Annotated in this window: 15 protein-coding genes; 10 read left to right on the top strand and 5 right to left on the bottom strand. The window is 61.3% G+C overall.

Features of this window, described 5'->3' with window-relative positions:
* Positions 1-41: 41 nt before the first annotated feature.
* From ACTAQJ_RS06435 to ACTAQJ_RS06420, 4 genes are all read right to left on the bottom strand, one after another.
* Complete coding sequence (locus tag ACTAQJ_RS06435) at positions 42-1388, bottom strand: MFS transporter (RefSeq protein ID WP_441437335.1); 1347 nt, start codon at positions 1386-1388, stop codon at positions 42-44.
* Between the two features lie 79 nt (positions 1389-1467).
* Complete coding sequence (locus ACTAQJ_RS06430; protein WP_441437334.1) at positions 1468-3948, bottom strand: glycoside hydrolase family 2 TIM barrel-domain containing protein; 2481 nt, start codon at positions 3946-3948, stop codon at positions 1468-1470.
* Between the two features lie 119 nt (positions 3949-4067).
* Complete coding sequence (locus ACTAQJ_RS06425) at positions 4068-5033, bottom strand: alpha/beta hydrolase (protein ID WP_441437333.1); 966 nt, start codon at positions 5031-5033, stop codon at positions 4068-4070.
* A 332-nt stretch (positions 5034-5365) separates the two neighbouring features.
* Complete coding sequence (locus ACTAQJ_RS06420) at positions 5366-5962, bottom strand: TetR/AcrR family transcriptional regulator (RefSeq protein ID WP_442003129.1); 597 nt, start codon at positions 5960-5962, stop codon at positions 5366-5368.
* Positions 5963-6042: 80 nt separating this feature from the next.
* Between ACTAQJ_RS06420 and ACTAQJ_RS06415 the strand changes: the two genes are divergently transcribed.
* The 5 genes from ACTAQJ_RS06415 to ACTAQJ_RS06395 are packed head-to-tail and all read left to right on the top strand — an operon-like array spanning position 6043 to position 10323.
* Positions 6043-6822 carry an SDR family NAD(P)-dependent oxidoreductase gene (locus ACTAQJ_RS06415; protein WP_441437331.1) on the top strand — a complete coding sequence of 260 codons (780 nt, stop codon included), beginning with the start codon at positions 6043-6045 and terminating at the stop codon, positions 6820-6822.
* A gap of 39 nt (positions 6823-6861) precedes the next feature.
* Positions 6862-8361 carry an FAD-binding oxidoreductase gene (locus ACTAQJ_RS06410; RefSeq protein WP_498701477.1) on the top strand — a complete coding sequence of 500 codons (1500 nt, stop codon included), beginning with the start codon at positions 6862-6864 and terminating at the stop codon, positions 8359-8361.
* Positions 8358-9383, top strand: a complete 1026-nt coding sequence (locus ACTAQJ_RS06405) for a zinc-dependent alcohol dehydrogenase (protein WP_441437329.1) — start codon at positions 8358-8360, stop codon at positions 9381-9383. Before ACTAQJ_RS06410 ends, ACTAQJ_RS06405 begins: the two co-directional genes overlap by 4 nt.
* Positions 9380-10147 (top strand): alpha/beta hydrolase family protein, encoded by a 768-nt coding sequence (locus ACTAQJ_RS06400; RefSeq protein WP_441437328.1) that lies wholly within the window; start codon positions 9380-9382, stop codon positions 10145-10147. The genes ACTAQJ_RS06405 and ACTAQJ_RS06400 overlap by 4 nt, the downstream gene beginning before the upstream one ends.
* Positions 10144-10323, top strand: a complete 180-nt coding sequence (locus ACTAQJ_RS06395) for a hypothetical protein (RefSeq protein ID WP_442003130.1) — start codon at positions 10144-10146, stop codon at positions 10321-10323. Before ACTAQJ_RS06400 ends, ACTAQJ_RS06395 begins: the two co-directional genes overlap by 4 nt.
* A 386-nt stretch (positions 10324-10709) precedes the next feature.
* Here the strand turns inward: ACTAQJ_RS06395 and ACTAQJ_RS06390 are convergent, their stop codons facing one another.
* Positions 10710-11390 (bottom strand): GntR family transcriptional regulator, encoded by a 681-nt coding sequence (locus tag ACTAQJ_RS06390; RefSeq protein ID WP_441437327.1) that lies wholly within the window; start codon positions 11388-11390, stop codon positions 10710-10712.
* Between the two features lie 136 nt (positions 11391-11526).
* On the opposite strand from ACTAQJ_RS06390, the gene ACTAQJ_RS06385 reads away from it, so the two are divergent.
* The 5 genes from ACTAQJ_RS06385 (at position 11527) to ACTAQJ_RS06365 (ending at position 16381) form a co-directional block, all read left to right on the top strand.
* Complete coding sequence (locus tag ACTAQJ_RS06385; protein ID WP_498701476.1) at positions 11527-12486, top strand: succinylglutamate desuccinylase/aspartoacylase family protein; 960 nt, start codon at positions 11527-11529, stop codon at positions 12484-12486.
* Positions 12483-13640, top strand: coding sequence for an N-methyl-L-tryptophan oxidase (gene solA, locus ACTAQJ_RS06380; RefSeq protein WP_498701475.1), 1158 nt, complete (start codon positions 12483-12485; stop codon positions 13638-13640). Before ACTAQJ_RS06385 ends, solA begins: the two co-directional genes overlap by 4 nt.
* Positions 13641-13749: 109 nt before the next feature.
* Complete coding sequence (locus ACTAQJ_RS06375) at positions 13750-14673, top strand: ABC transporter substrate-binding protein (RefSeq protein WP_441437324.1); 924 nt, start codon at positions 13750-13752, stop codon at positions 14671-14673.
* A 47-nt stretch (positions 14674-14720) separates the two neighbouring features.
* Positions 14721-15617 (top strand): amino acid ABC transporter permease, encoded by an 897-nt coding sequence (locus tag ACTAQJ_RS06370; protein WP_442003132.1) that lies wholly within the window; start codon positions 14721-14723, stop codon positions 15615-15617.
* Positions 15614-16381 (top strand): amino acid ABC transporter ATP-binding protein, encoded by a 768-nt coding sequence (locus tag ACTAQJ_RS06365; RefSeq protein WP_498701474.1) that lies wholly within the window; start codon positions 15614-15616, stop codon positions 16379-16381. The genes ACTAQJ_RS06370 and ACTAQJ_RS06365 overlap by 4 nt, the downstream gene beginning before the upstream one ends.
* Position 16382 lies beyond the last annotated feature (1 nt).

Below are 16382 nucleotides of genomic sequence, written 5' to 3'. Positions count from 1 at the left end.
GTTGCACGCTTGTCTGCTGCATTCCGTGTCGGACCGCGGGATCAGCGGACGGCTTTGACCTTCAGGACGACGACGCCGCCGAGGATCGTGAAGGCTCCGGCCAGCAGGTAAAGCAGGGAGTAGTTTTTGTCTCCTCCAGCGGCTACACCAATGCCCAGGAAAAGCGGTGCGATCAGCGGGGCGGCTGACTGTGCCAGGGAGTTAGCGAGTCCATTGATGCCTATGAACCGTCCGGCGTCGGTGTCCCGCTCGGGCAGTACGTCCAGGACCAGAGCCTGGTCAACGGCGGAAAAGATGCCAAGGCCCAGGTTTGAGATGGCTGAACCGATGAGAAGCATGGGCAGGTTGTCACCGAAAGCCATGACTACTGCGCCGGCGGAGAACATGAAACCGGCGCTGAGCACGAAGGGCTTGCGCTTGCGCAGCTTGTCGGAAAGGAAGCCGCCTCCGATGGAGCCGATGATCACCGTGACGATACCGAGCATCCCGCCGATTGCCACGAGGGTGCCTATTTCGGTGATCTGAACCCCGAGCCGCTGTGCGAAGTAGAACGCAGTGAAGGTTGAGCTCATGGTGAGGCCGAAGTAGAAAAGGAATCGTCCGAGCCAGTTCCACGAAAAGTCGGGGTGCGTGCGGGGGTTGTACACGAATTTGGACAGGACCAGGCGAAGGTTCAGCCTGTCCTCGAAGTTGCGGGTGCGGCTGTCGTCCTCACGGATGACGAATGTGAACAGAACGGTAAGGACCAGGCCGAGCACCGCGGGGATCATAAAGAGCAGCAAGGCGTCTTTGGCGAGGCTGCCGGCGAGGATGGCGCCTGTCACCGGTGCTGCCATGGTGACGAAGCCGACCAGGCCGCCGACTTTTCCGCGCTGGGACTCCGGCAGGCGATCTGCCTGGGAGTTGGTCAAGTTTCCAATGACGGTGTTCCAGCCCAGCGTCGTGACAACCCACCCCACGGTAACCATGGGCACGTCCGGTGCGAGGGCGATAATGAGCAGGCCCAGGGTTCCGAGAAGGGAGCCGGCTACGAGCCAGGGGCGGCGGCGCCCGAAGCGGCTTCGGGTGCGGTCACTGAGCACCCCGATGATGGGACCGGAGACCAGCGAGACTACGGCGGCGGCGCCGATGACGAACCCCAGGTACTCCTCGTGATCCGGTGCAATTGCTTTGATCTTGATGGCCAGGGACAGGGCAATGGGTGTCACGAGGGCGATGTAGGTTCCGAACATGCCCAGCAGCAGGAGCCAAATGTACTTGGCGCTGACCTTGGGCAGGTCCACCTGCCCGGTGACAGGAGGAGCAAGAAGTATTTGCTCCTCCGCCACCTCGGCTGGTGTGCCCCCGATGGTGGCGGTGGCCGGAGGAAGGTTGTTGTTGTTTTTCACGGCAGGACTCCGTCGTCTTGATGTACGGGTGTTGGGGGATTGAGGTGAAGTAAACACAGTTGGAGCGGTGGTGCTTGTGCTAGGAGACGAGCTGACGTTCTCCCGTTGCTTCGGTTGCGTTGGCACCGATGGTGACGGTGGCCGGTTGGCATCCGGAGGCTGTCACGGTGACGGTGACAGGGCCTTGCCCGGTTGGGCGGATGATGGCCAGGGCCCGGCCGTCAAAGGTTGTATGTGAGCCTGCTGTGAAGGGCTCGTCTGTAGCGGGATTGGCGCTTCCGAGGCCTTGGAGGACCGCGGGTCCGTCCACCGTTACGGCGACCTCGCGGTCCCGGCCGTTGTGAAGAACGCCGCTTCCGTCCGTGAGTGCTATTCGCAGGAAGGCGAGGTCCCCGGTGCCGGCTGTGAGTAGGTCGACGTCGGAGCTCACGTCAAGGTGCAATCGGTCGCGTGCCGTGGATAGCTGCACACGGGAATGCTCCTGGCCGTCCTTATACGCGACAGCGGTCAAGTCACCGGGGGTGTAGATGATGTCGAAATCGGTACGGAAGGCCAGGTTTTCTCCTACCTTGGATCGTCCGACAGGCACCCCGTTGAGGAGCAGTTCGACGTCGTCGGCGTCCGAGTACACCTCCACCTGGATCGGCTGTCCCTCGAATCCCTCCCAGGTCCAGCTGCTGATCGCATCACTCCAGGACCAAGGCGTCATGAGCGGTGTGCGCCCATGAAACTGCGGGCGCTGGACCGCGATGTATGGCGTTGACCGGAGCCCGAAGACAATCTCCCGGTAGTAGGAGGCGGGGCGGCGCTCACCTGTGATGTCGATGTCGCCTGTCCACGCGGTAAGCCACGGGTAGGGACGTGCCACGCTTGCTGCTGCACCATGGCCGCCGTCGGCGTATCCCACCGAGCCCAAGCCGGCTTCTCCCAGGTAGTCCCACCCGGTCCAGGCGAAGTCGCCAATAACATGATCGTTGGCTTTGACGAGGTCCCAGTTTTTGGCGATCTGCCCCGGAAAAGTCTCAGTGCCGGCAATGACGCGGTTCGGAAAGAGCGTCTTATCCAGCAGGTAGCGTCCGTCACCGTAGTTCATTCCTGCCACGTCAAGCACCGAAAAGGATTCGGCGGTCCGTTCGCTGACCATTTCGGAGGCCGAGATATGGTTCATCATGTCTCCGACCTGGGTCATCATCCCGTTCACGCCCGCTCCGGTGTCGCCAGCTGCGCCCTGGTGCTGTTTCATGCCGGCCAGGACAATGTCCAGACTCGATACAAAACCGTTGATACCGTTGGTGATGGGCCGGGTCCCGTCCAGCGACCGCAGTTTTTCGGCAAGCCGGCGGCTCCACACCCCGCCATCAGCAGTTCCGGTTTCCGGAATCTCATTGCCGATGGAGTACATGATCACACTGGGGTGATTGATGTCCTTGGCCACAAGGGCCTCAAGATCACGTTCCCACCACTGCGCGAAATCAGTGGCGTAGTCGTAATCGGATTTACCCGAGGTCCAAACGTCGAACGCTTCATCGATGACGAGCATCCCGAGCCGGTCACAGGCATCCAGGAGTGCCGAGCTCGCGGGGTTGTGCGAACTCCTGATGGCGTTGAAACCGGCTTCCTTCAGGACCCGGACCCGGCGCTCCTCGGCCGCGGCAATAGTCGCCGCACCCAAAGGTCCATTGTCGTGATGAACGCAGGCACCGCGCAGTTTCACCGTCTCACCATTGAGCCTCAACCCTCTCTTGGCGTCGACCTGGATCCGACGGATCCCGAACGTGACGGATTCCCTGTCGATGACCGCGCCTGCGTCTCGCAGCAGCAGGACGCACGTGTACAAGGACGGCGAATCGAATCCCCACAAGGCAGGATTCTCGACCATCAGCCGATGGCGCACCACAGCCGAGGTGCCTGGAAGCAGTGTGACAGGGGACTCGTCGCTGGCGACCTCGGCGATGCCTTCTTCATTGACCGACGCTGCTAAGTTGACCGTGGTGGTCACGGCGGTGGTGTTGGTGATCCTTGCAGTCACCTCCACCATCGCGCGATTGCTGTCGATGTCAGCAGTGGTGACACGGACACCATCTACCCCGATGTGGATAGGCTCCTTAACAATCAGGTGCACGTCCCGGTAGATCCCGGCACCGGTGTACCAGCGACTGTCCTTATGCGCCCGGCAGACCACCCGGACCTCGTTCGCGGCACCGAACCGAAGGAACGGGTCAATGCGCACGGTAAAGCGCGAGTAGCCATAAGCGTCTTGGCCGGCCAGGGCACCGTTGACGTACACCATCGCGTCCCGGTAAACGCCGTCGAACTCGAGAGCGAACACCTTGCCGCGATCTGCCTCATCAACATCGAGCATCCTGCGGTATTCGAAAGCACCACTGGGAAAATATCCGCCAGCCGCGCCGGCAGGAGCATCACCGCTTCTGGTCTTCGAGATCAGCGCATCATGCGGAAGCATTACATCAACCCACTGTTCACTTGCTCCGCCCAGTTCAGCGAAAGCACTGACCCTCGTCCGGACGGCCCATCCTTCGTTGAATGGTTTCCTGGCCATTAGCACTCCTAGAAAAATCAATAGCGATTGTCAGTGACTCGTCACGGCTTAACCACGCGCTGGTGCACGTCAACGGATGGTTGATTCCCGCGGTTGAGCGTCGTCGTCTCTCATGAAGCTCATGCTGCTGCCCAGGAGGCTTCAAGGAATCGGCGCGCCTGCTCGATCTGTTCTCGATCCTCCGGAGCCTCTCCCATGAACATGCCGTGCGGGGCACCTTCCCAGACATGAAGTTCGGCGCGGACGCCGGCCTGAAGGAGTTTGCGGTGCAACCGCACGGTATCCGAGAGGAGGAAGTCGCGCGTCCCGGAGGTCAGCATGACAGGCGGGAAGTCTGCGGTATATGTGCCGAACAGAGGTGAGATGTAGGGGTGCTCGAGTGACTGATCACCGCGGTATAGCTCGAGCATGTTCTTCGGGTGCCATTCGCTGAGGCCAAACCCGAGGGTGGTGTACGTGTCGCCGGCAAGCGTGAAATCGACACAAGGAGAAATGAGGCAGGCGGCGGCTGGCATTGGCAGACCCTCGTCTCGGGCCCTAAGGAGAAGGGCTGCTGAGAGATTGCCGCCTCCGGATTGCCCGGCGATGGCGATCGTCTCCGGCCTATGGCTCTTCAGCAGTTCGCGGTATACCGTCATGCAGTCATCCAGGCCAGCCGGGAACGGGTTGTCCGGGAGTTGCCGGTAGTCCATTCCCCAGGTGCGCACGCCGATGTTGCCGGCGATGAGCTCGGTGGAGCGGCGCGCAGTGGGCCCGCCGCCCCAAAGGAAACCTCCGCCGTGGATGTACAGAAGGACCCGCTCGTCGTCAGCTGCGATGTCCGACGGCTCAGCCATAAAGAATTTCGCCCCATGAACCTCGCCGGCTTCTACTGCTACTGCAACGTCTGATGTCACGGCGCCAGTTGTCGCTCGCGCCATGGTTTCGACGAAGACAGGGTCTGAGGATTCGGCGGCCGCCGCCAGGGCACGCCAGACCTCGACATCCTCAGGGGCGGGATCAGGCTGCGGCGGCCTTCCGGCGGCCATGGCCAATACATTCTGTGCCTCGAGGCTGATGGTGGTTGGAACAGGGTATTCGGTCATCGTGGAACGTTCTCCTCTGCGGGGATCGATCGTGAACTATTCGTGAAGTCAGGCGCTCTCGCGGTTAGTCGCGACATCGTGGGTGACGCGCGTCACCGATCTAATCACGCGTGGGTGACACGCGTCAATAGGGGCTGAAATTTCCCGTTGGGAATGCAGTGCATTGAGCGGCCGCGGCGCACAGATGGGTGTCGGCTGCAGCAAAGCCCTTGAAGAGCCACTCCAGTGGATCGCACCAGCTCAAGCATCGAAATGCGAAGCAGTTGATCCTCCGGGCCAAACTTTGACCCTGGAGCGTACGTCATCCGTCCAAGATGGGGGCGAAGACCTGGTTAGCCCAGCTGGAGGACGGCAAGCGCCCGCCGAAGGTAGGGGGCAGGGTCAGTGTCATCATTAGCCGCCCATTGCAGCCAGGCTTCGAATAATGCGCCAGCAAGAGCGGCGCACAGGTACCGGGCAGTGTCTTCAGGAATGCCACGGGCGGTGAGGTAGGAGCGGGTCTGGTCGTTGCGAGTCCCTAAGAATTCCTGGCTGCGGCTCAGCAGCTCCGGGTGTTCGGCGATCAATCGGAGTCTCCCGCGGGTCACGGCGAGGTCCGGGAGGGCGGCAATACCCGTAAGCACGGCTTCCCGAAGTCCGTCCAGAATCGCCTGTCGGGACAGGGGATGTGCAGGGGCCGACTCCAAGGCGGCGGCGGAGGCTTCTATTACAGGTCCCATCCCGCCCCATACCAACTCTGCTTTATTGGCGAAATGGCGGTACAAAGTCTTCCGCCCAACGCGGGCCTCCCGCGCAATATCCTCCATCGAGGTCTGCTCATACCCCCGCTCGGCGAACATTTTGAGGGCAAGGGCGGCAACCGCTTCAGGGTCGATGCTCACCGGCCGCCCCGGCGACCGGTGGATAGTGATTGAATCGTTCGAAAGCATCTCACCAGTATTCACCCTTCCATTATGACACTGAGTGTCGTAATCTTGGCTGCGACATCATCAGCGTCTGGAAGGACATCATGGGCAGCGAAGCCTCGTGGCAGGAAACCATCACTAATGGCCGCTTTGCGGGACAAACCGTCGTCGTAACGGGTGCAGCGTCCGGCATAGGGCAGGCGACTGCCATGCGCATCGCCAAGGAGGGCGGCAAGGTTATCGCCGCGGACATCAGCAAGCAGCGCCTCGACGCTCTCGTTGAAGAGAATAAGAACCTGGACCTGGTGCCAGTGGCCGGTGACATCTCTACTGAGGAAACTATTGCCGCTGTGGTTTCTGCCGCCGGCGGGCGCATCGACGCCTTGGCGAACATTGCCGGAATCATGGATAACTTCGCACCAATCCATGAGGTGGACGATGACCTTTGGGACCGCGTTTTCCGGATCAACGTCACCGCCCTCATGCGTCTTACCCGCGCCGTTGTACCGCTGATGCTGGAAGCCGGGGCGGGGTCGGTAGTCAACGTTTCCTCAGAGGCCGGCATCCGCGGTTCGGCTGCCGGGGCTGCATACACTGCCTCCAAACATGCCGTTGTTGGCCTGACCAAGAACTCCGCCGTGATGTACGGCCCGAAGGGTCTTCGCTTCAATACCGTGGCTCCCGGGCCCACACTCACTGGCATCGAGGCAAACTTCGGCTCCCAACTGGCCACCGAACGGCTCATCCCACTCATGCAGGCCAATATCCCCACGCCCGCTAACGCCGCACAGTTGGCAGCCTCAATCACTTTCCTGCTCAGCGACGACGGCACCAACCTAAACGGCGCGGTTCTGGCCTCCGACGGCGGCTGGTCGGCGATTTAGCCGCCAAACAAAAAACCCTTCAAACAGGAGTTTCTTCTAATGTCAGAAAAGTTCTTTGAGGCAGTCTCCCAGATCCTTGGTCAAGATGCCGTTGACGTTTCGGATGCTGGCCGCGCCTCATACAGCAGCAACCGGCTCCCTGGCGGAGACCGTCAAACCGATGGGATTGTTTTTCCTTCTTCCACTGAAGACGTTTCCACCATTGTTCGCCTGGCCGCCGAGCATGGAGTGTCTTTGTGGCCGACCAGCACGGGCCATAACTGGGGCATGGGAGAGTTTTCCCCAGTCCGGGAAGGCCAGGTGGTTATGCACCTGGGCAAACGGATGAACCGCATCCTGGAAGTTGATGAACGACTCGGCTACGCCGTCATCGAACCGGGAGTAACCTTCCGACAGCTTCGGGCAAAAATGGCCGAACTCGGCGACAAGTTCATGATCAGCGGAACCTCCGGTCCGCCCGATGGCAGCATCATCGGCAATGCCCTCGACCGCGGTGCCGGCTACACCCCTCACTTCGATCACTTCGGCACGCTCTGCGGGATGGAAGTAGTTCTGCCCAACGGGGAAATCTTCAACACCGGAGACGGGTCCCTTCCCAATTCCAATAGCCGCTTTACTAATAAGTCGGGGTTCGGACCGCTCCTGGACGGCATCTTCACTCAATCCAACTTCGGCATTGTCACGCAGACTGCTGTCTGGCTGATGCCACGCCCGCCGGTCATTGTGGGATTTGCTTTCTCCTTCGCGGAGGACGAGGACCTTTCCGAGATCTTTGAAATGGTGCGCCCGCTGAAGCTCAACTCGGTGGTTCCTACCCTCATCAAGGTGACCTCCGGCGGTTACGGCTTCGCTACGGAGGATACCTACCCTTATAACCGCACCGACGGTCAGGTGCCACTGCCGGATGCCATCCGCCGGGAACTGCAGGAAAAGCATGGCACCGGAGCGTGGCTCGTGTCCGGCGCCCTGTATGGGCCTTCCGAGGAGGCGCTGCAGCCCACGCTCGGTAGGATCCGCGCCGTTTTCGAGGCATCAGGTAAGGCCACCTACATTTCCCACAAGGAAATGCTGGATAACCCCATCTACAAGATCCATCTCGACACCTACAGTGGTGAACCCACAGACAGTGAAGTCGACATGCTCAACTGGCGCCCTGGCGGTGGCGCGACCTGGTTCCTGCCCGCCACACCTATGATCGGCGAAGCTGCTGAGCTTCAGCACGAAACCTCACGCCGCGTCCTTGCCGAGCACGGGTTTGAGTACTTCGTCGAGTTCGTTTGCAGCACCAGGGCAGCACGCGGCCTGCACCTCATCATCTTCAACCGTCAGGACGCTGATGAGGTAGCCCGCATGAACGCCGCCGATGCTGCCTTGGTCGAAGCATACGACGAGATCGGCTACCCCATCGGACGAACCCCGACTGACTGGCAGGAACGGGCCATGGCCCGTCTGCCGGTACTGCAGCAGGTCACGCATCAAATTAAGGCGGCACTGGATCCCAAGGGAACCATCGCGCCGGGCAAGTACGGCATCTCATGAGTGCTGCAGCCATCAGCCTCGGTGGCCGTGTTCTTGAGCTGACAGCACCCTATGAGATGGATACTGTCGTACGCCCTGACCTAGGTCAGCCCGGCCCCGGTCAAGTCGTTGTCCGCATGGTCGCTCTGGGCCTGTGCGGCACAGACCTTCACATCTACTCCGGTCGGGGATCCATGTATCCATGGGTAACGGGGCATGACGGAGCCGGAATCATCCAATCGGTAGGGCCTGGAGTCGATCTCCAAGAGGGCCAACGCGTTGCCGTTGACCCCGTCGTCCGATGCGGGAAATGCGCGATGTGCCGGCAAGGCAAGGTGCAGCTCTGCGCGGACGGCGGATACCTCGGCATGCTCGGCCCAGGTTTGGCCGCTGAATATGTACAGCTTCCGGCGGCCCAACTCATTCCGCTGCCGGACGCGGTATCAGACCTGGCGGCCACCGTCTTGGAGCCCGTCGCCGTGGCCCTTCACACACTTCGCCGGGTGGCGCCCTTAATGCCCGGCCAGGGGGCCGCCGCCATCATTGGTGGAGGCCCGTTGGGCATCCTGCAGGCACAGGTATCCCAGCACTTTGGATGGGATTGCGTTGTCTTCGAGCCCCAGAAGCGACGCCGGGACCTGGGCAGCTCCCTTGGCGTGAAGATGTTCGATCCGGCGGAAGCTGAGGACATCGAGACACTTAAAGGCGGCCCGATACTGGTGATCGAGACATCCGCGGCCGGCGCGGGCGTCGACCTCGCCGAACGGATAGCAGCCCCGGGTTCCGTTGTTGCCATCGTGGGCCGTGGGCCGCATTCCCCGTCGCCAGCGAGCATCTTGCTCAAAGAGCTGTCGGTGCTGGGAATCAAGGGAGGCCCAGGCATGTACTCCGAGGCGGTGCGCTTGGTCCAGGAGGGCGTGGTTGATCCGGCATCAGTTATCACTGACCAGTTCCCTTGGTCGCAAGGTGCCAAGGCGTTTGCGCACACCGTTCAGAACCCCGAAACCGTGGTTCGCAGCGTCCTCCATGGGGCGTGGCAATGACAAAGCAAGTCATTAACTACGGAAAGCATCCTTCTCAGTTTGTCGAAGCCTGGTTTCCCGAGAACTGGTCACAGGACAGTGCTGTCGTGCTGCTCCATGGTGGCTGGTGGCGTGCTAAACACGACCTGCATCTGATGGATGAGCTGGCTGCTGATCTGCATCAGAGGGGGTATTTGGTTTGGAACGTAGAGTATCGAAGGATCGATGGCGACGACGGCGGTTGGCCTGGGACATTGGACGACGTCCTGGCAGCCATTCACCACCTGACCTCAGAGCCGCTGCGGGTAAACCCGTCATCCATTGCGGTCATTGGACATTCCGCCGGCGGACACCTGGCCCTGCTCGCGGCCAAGACAGCGCGACTGGCTGCTGTCGTTGCGCTCGCCCCGATCACGGATGTCGCCCGCTGCGCGGCTGAAGGACTGGGAGAGGGAGCGACGCCGGTCTTCCTCGAAAAGGCTGGTCTTACCAAGAAAGTCTTTGAAGAAGCTTCGCCTTTGGAGCAGGCACCGATCCGTGTTCCCCAATTGGTCGTCCACGGCTCGGATGATGTCCGGGTCCCCTTGAGCCACAGCAAGGCATACGTCTCCAGAGCCGCCGGGGTGGGGGACAATGTTGAACTTCGGGAAGTTCAGGGGGGCGACCACATGTTCGTCCTGCAGCCCGATCATTCGTATTGGCCCAAAGCGCTGGAGTGGCTGAACGACGTAACCGCCGACTCAGCGCCCGTACCTTCCGCCGGAGAAGACAAGCTCTCATTATGACGGGGAGCACAAAGATCCTCGGACCCGGAGAGGGCGAAACGCATACCAACCATGCGATTCGGGCTGCGCATTCTCCGGGTGATTCCGATCCGGGCGGCGATGGCATCGGCAGCGAAACGCGCATCCGCCTCCAACTCACTAGTTATCGTCTCGTCGATGCAGTCAGGGACTCCTGACATTCTGTCTCTGACGTGATTCGTCCTGGAAGAAAAGTGGGAAATTCTAGGGAAGGGATCCGAAATCTCACTCCAGTTTTTGGTGGCGCTCCCGGGAAATGTCTCTAGAGCTACCGTTTGATTGCTGAGCCGCGGCGGGGACTTGGCCCGCCAGAGGTTGCGGTTCGAGTTCGGATCCGGTGCCCTCGTGGCTGAGGCGAACGACGGCAACGTGACGCGGGCGAGTGCGCAGCACCACGCCCGACCGGTTCCTTACCTGATCCAAAGAGTCGTCAGATAGCAGCCCACTACTTTTAGGCCAGGTCTCGATCAACCACTTTCGAGCGGTGAGCATTCTGGTTCGGTGCCGCAAAGAAATACGAGGCCACGGCGTGGCCGATCTGCTGTTACTCCTGGTAGTAGTGCTGTTCGAGACCCTTGATGAGCAGTTCGGGCTCTCCGCTCATTGCGGCGTCGACCAGCAGCAGATGCCTGTCCGCCTGGCTGTCGGCGGTTCCCACGCCGCGCCGCATTATCGGCACCATCATGACGGCGAGAAGCGACTCCAGGCTCTGCCATGCCTCCACCAGTTTGGCCTTTGGCTGCTGATTCATCAGCGTTCCGTGGAACTCGCGGTCCAACCTCATGAGATCGTCTACGTCCTCTGGCAGACGAAGCCCCCGCATGCGTTCGGCGATGCGCCTCAGTTCTTTCTCAACGCTTTCGGACGGCGGAAGCACGGCGTGCATGGCAGCTCGTCCTTCGAGGGCTGCGAAGACTTCCCCGATCTCGGCGATGTCGCCGTCGCTGAAGTATCGAACCCGGTTACCTGAACCCGGCGAGAATTCGACGAGCCCGGTTGCGGCAAGGCGCGTCAGGGCCTCGCGGACTGTGCCGCGGCTCACAGACAGATCTTCAGCGAGCCTCTTTTCTACGAGATGCCGACCCGGATCGAGGGTTCCCAGGATGATTTCCCTCCTGATTCGGTGCGCCACTTGATCCACGAGCGTTGTTCGCTCCGCAACCCGAGGCGCAAGCGTTCTCGCGAGAGACGTCCTTGCTGGCTCAGAGGTAGGTTGACTCTCCATTGCGCTCACACCCCTATCGGCTAATGGCAGCCACCCGCGCTTTGGAGTGGGCCTTGACACTAGATCACCAAACGATAGTATCAAACAATCATGTCGGACACGATTGTCGGACACTATGGTCGGATAGGACATCAAAATGCATGATGGCTTCAGAAGCCAAGAGGCCGTGGTTCGCGGCCACTTCCACATCGCTGCTCTCCCTGGCGGCGGTTTGGATCTGCCGTACATCGAGATCCATGGCGGGGAGCCCGGGCCGCGGCTGACGATGCTCGCGGGCGTCCATGGCTGTGAGTATGCGGCCATGGCTGCTCTGCGGGAGTTTGTTGCAGAGGTCAATCCTGCGGAACTGAGGGGGATCATCACCGCGGTTCCCGTGGTAAACCTCCCGGCTTACCTGAGCCGGACGCCCTTCATCGTTCCAATGGACGGCAAGAATCTGAACAGGTGCTTTCCTGGCGACCCGAACGGCAGCTTTTCGGACGTACTGGCACACCATGTGTTCGAACGCTTCATCCGGGAAGCCGACTTCGTCGTCGACCTTCATTCCGGAGACGTACCGGAAGCTATCGAGCCGGTAGTTATCTACGACGAGTCACCGGTGGGTGAGGCTGCACGGCGGATCGCGGTGGCGTACGGAACACAGCACGTGATCAGGCAGCCTGCCGCCTCACGGGTTACCACCGGCACCACGAGTTCTGCGGCCGCGGATGCCGGTGTCCCGGCGATCACCGCTGAGGCAGGAGGCGGCGGCATCATCGATCGCAAGGCTGTCGCCATTCATGTCAGGGGCCTGCGGAATGTGGCGGCGACCCTGGGAATGCTCCCCTATGACGTTGAGCAGACCCCTGGCCAGGCGGAGCACGACCAAGGCTGGAGCTGGATTCATTCGCCGGTGGGCGGTTGGTGGCAACCGAGCGTCGAACTTGGCCAGCCTGTTTCCAAGGGGGAGCTTCTCGGACAGGTCAGTGACCTCTTCGGCGACGTCATCCACAAAGTCAAGGCAACGCACGCCGGAATACCCATGATCATCACCACGAGTCCCGCGATCGCCGCAGACGGACTCCTTATGGTTCTAACCCAGGAGGTTTCAGAGTGAGCACCACCAAGAAGCGAGTGGCCGTCATCGGTCTCGGAACGGCAGGCAGCATGTCTGCCTGGCGCCTGGCTTCACGGGGCATGGAGGTAGTCGGTTACGAGCAGTTCGGAATCGCCCACGACCGCAGCGCCCACGCGGGCGAGTCCCGTATCTTCCGCACCGCCTACTTCGAAGACCCCGAATACGTGCCATTGCTTCGCACCGCCAAGGCACTGTGGCAACAGCTCGAGGGCGAGACAGGCACCAATCTCCTTACCCTTGCCGGCAATCTCATGCTGGGGGAGGCATCATCGCAGATGGCCAACGTCAGTGACTCCATCGACAAGTTCGGGGTGGACGCCTCCATCATTCCGCTCGACGAGGCGCGCACCCGCTGGCCGCATCATCCGTTCCACGAGGGCGACGCCGTTGTCCTGGACCGTGAGGCTGGCTATCTTCGCCCTGAGCTCGCGGTGCTGAAGGCCGCCTACCGGGCCATGTCGCTGGGCGCCCAACTCCGCACCTACAGCCCAGTTGAAGGGGTCGAAGTCAAGGAGGGCGGGGTCTGGGTCAGCGCCCATGGCCGGAGCGAGCGATACGACCACGTTGTGATCACCACCGGCCCCTGGGCTGCCAAGCTGCTTCCGGAACTCGCGCCACTCGTGCAGGTTCGCAAGGCGGTATCGGCGTGGTTCGTCACGAAGGAACGCGGAGCATTTGATCCGGCCAACTTCCCATGCTTCATACGCACAACGCCCGAAGAGTTTTATGGACTGCCCGCGATGGACGGGAACGGGCTGAAACTAGGCCTGTCCGGCACCGTCAACCGTCTGGTCGATGACCCTGACGCCCTCGACCGGACGGTCCCCATCGACGAAATGAAGGCATTCAGGCAACTCGTGGCCGATTCCTTCCCGGCACTCTATCCGGATCCTGTCCGTGTGGCCGCCTACATGGAGGGCTACACCCAGGACGGGCACGGGATCGTTGGGCGGCTTGGCGGCGAGGACCGCATCACTGTCCTCACGGGCCTGTCCGGTCATGGGTTCAAGCTTGCGCCGGCGCTCGGCGAAATCGCCGCGGACTACGCCCTTCACGGTGCCAGTGACAGCACGATCCCGCTCCTGAGCCCCGACCGGTTCCTTACCGTCCAGACCTCGATGGCGAACCCGTGAGGTGACGCAAGGCCCGTCCCAGCCATTAACTACATCCATCTGGCACCACTACACGGCTTTTTCTGTAACCGCACCATCCCCAACCAAAATAAATTCCAAGGAAAACACCATGAAGACACAAAACAAGGTCCACGCCGCTGTGGCCTCACTGGCCCTCCTCATTGGCTTGAGCGCGTGCGGCAGCGCCGCCGGTAGTGAACCTTCGGCCAGCCCCACTGAACTGGGCCTCAGGGACATCTCTGAGGGTGTCCAGCCCGATCCGAAGGCTGTGAGCCTCCTGCCGAAGTCGTACAAGGACAAAGGTGAGCTCACGGTGGCCGCGGACCTGCACTACCCGCCGACCGTCTTCCTCGCCGAGGACAACAAAACCCCGATCGGCCTCAACCCGGATATCACCCGGCTTATTGCCAAGAAGCTTGGCGTCAAGGTGAAGTTCGAGGACACGAAGTTCGACACCATCATTCCGGGCCTTGACGGTGGCCGCTTCGACTTCACGGTTTCGACCATGGCCAAGACCGAGGACCGGCTCAAGGTCGTGGACATGATCGACTACTTCAAGGCCGGCAGCTCCATTGGGGTGACCGCCGGAAATCCGCAGAAACTCACCAACGAGACCCTATGTGGGAAGAGCATTGCCGTCACCCAGGGCTCCACCGGTCAGCTGCTGCGCCTTCCAGCCCTGAACGAGATGACCTGCACCTCCAAGGGACAGCCCGCAATCAATGCCGTGACGCTGCCCAACATCCAGGAAGCCCTGGTCCAGCTGCACTCCAAGCGCATCGACGGCATCCTCTACGACACCACGGCACTCGCCTGGGCGCAGACGCAGCAGCCGGGCTCCTTCCAGATGCTCACCCCTCCGCTGAACGTCGGCGGAACCGGAATCACGGCAGTTGCGCTGAAGAAGGGGTCGCCCCTGACCCCCGCCATTCAGGCAGCAGTCCAGTCGATCCTTGCGGACCCGGAGTACAAGGAGTCCCTCAAAACCTGGGGCCTGGAGTTTGGGGCCATTACCGACGCCAAGCTGAACTAGCAGGTGCCTGAATGACAACGGCTATCAGCAAAGGAAACAAAGTTGCCATGGGAAGCGTAGATGCAGCCCTCAAGCCACGGCTTCGGCTTCGGACCCGATCGGAATACGCGGGGTGGATCCTTAGCATCCTCGTCGGCGTCGGGATCCTCACCTCGGTCCTCACCAACTCCAACTTCAAGTGGGAGATCGTCGGGAAGTACTTCTTCGCTGAGACGATCCTGCGCGGGCTCATGCTCACGATCTTCCTCACGGTTGCGAGCATGGCCCTGGGAACCTTGCTCGGGCTTGCCCTCGCGATCATGCGGGCTTCGCACGTGAAGCCGGTCTCCATGACAGCCGGGCTCTACATCACCTTGTTCCGTGGCACCCCAGTGCTGGTGCAGCTGATCTTCTGGTTCAACATCTCCGCCCTTTACCCGAACCTGAGCATCGGGATCCCGTTCACCGACATCAGCACCGCCATCGACGTCAACACGATCATGGGCCCGATCACCGCAGCGCTTGTGGGCCTGACCCTCAACCAGGCCGCGTACATGGCCGAGATCATCCGCGGCGGCTTCTCCGCAGTAGGCAAGGGCCAGCTTGAGGCCGCCGACTCGCTCGGAATGAGCGCGTCCATGAGGATGCGCAAGGTCATCATCCCTCAGGCCATGCCGTCCATCATCCCGGCGACCGGCAATCAGTTCATCGGAATGTTCAAGGAAACCTCGCTGGTCAGCGTCCTCGGCGTGGCCGAGCTTCTGCAGAGCACCCAGTTGATCTACGCGCGCACCTTTGAGACCATCCCGCTGCTCATCGTGGCGAGCCTGTGGTACCTGGTCATGACCCTGCTGCTGAGCTACCCGCAGTCCAAGCTCGAACAGAAGTACTCCCGCGCAACAGCCCGGCTTCCGCGGAAGTCGAAATCCGTTGTGCTGACCGACCCGGAAGGTATCGCGCGATGAGCACCGACGGCACTATCCTTGCCCGGAAAATCCGAAAGTCCTTTGGACCCAAGACAGTCCTGAAGGACATCGACCTGGAGATTGCCAGCGGAGAGATCTGCTGCATCATCGGCCCCAGCGGCTCGGGAAAGTCCACCATCCTGCGCTGCATCAACGGCTTGGAGACCGTGGATTCCGGAATCCTGAAAGTCAACGGCGAGGACTTCGGCTACTACGAAACCGACAAGGCCTACCACGCCCTGCCTGCGAAGAAACTGGCCCAGCAGCGCACCAGGGTTGGCATGGTCTTCCAGTCCTTCAACCTGTTTCCAAACATGACCGCCCGGGAGAACGTCATGTCCGGACCGGTCCTGGTCAAGCGCGCGGACAAGAAGGAATCAGCCAAACGCGCCCAGGAACTGTTGACAAGCGTGGGCCTCGGCGCTTTCGGGGACCGCTACCCGGCCGAACTCTCCGGCGGGCAGCAGCAACGCGTCGCGATCGCGAGGTCCCTGGCCATGGATCCGGACATCATGCTCTTCGACGAACCGACATCTGCACTGGACCCCGAAAAGGTCGGTGAAGTCCTGACCGTTATGAAGGAGCTCGCCAAGAAGGGCATGACCATGGTGGTGGTCACCCACGAGATGGGCTTCGCCCGCGAAGTGGCCGATTCCCTGATCTTCATGGACGACGGCTACGTCGTCGAACGCGGCGACGCCCGCGAAGTGCTCCGCAACCCCCAAGAGTCCCGCACCCAGTCCTTCCTCGAGAAAGTGCTCTGAA

The sequence above is a fragment of the Arthrobacter sp. alpha11c genome, assembly GCF_054149985.1.
Note: the sequence above shows the minus strand (reverse complement) of the source record. Positions and strands in the feature narration are given on the sequence as shown.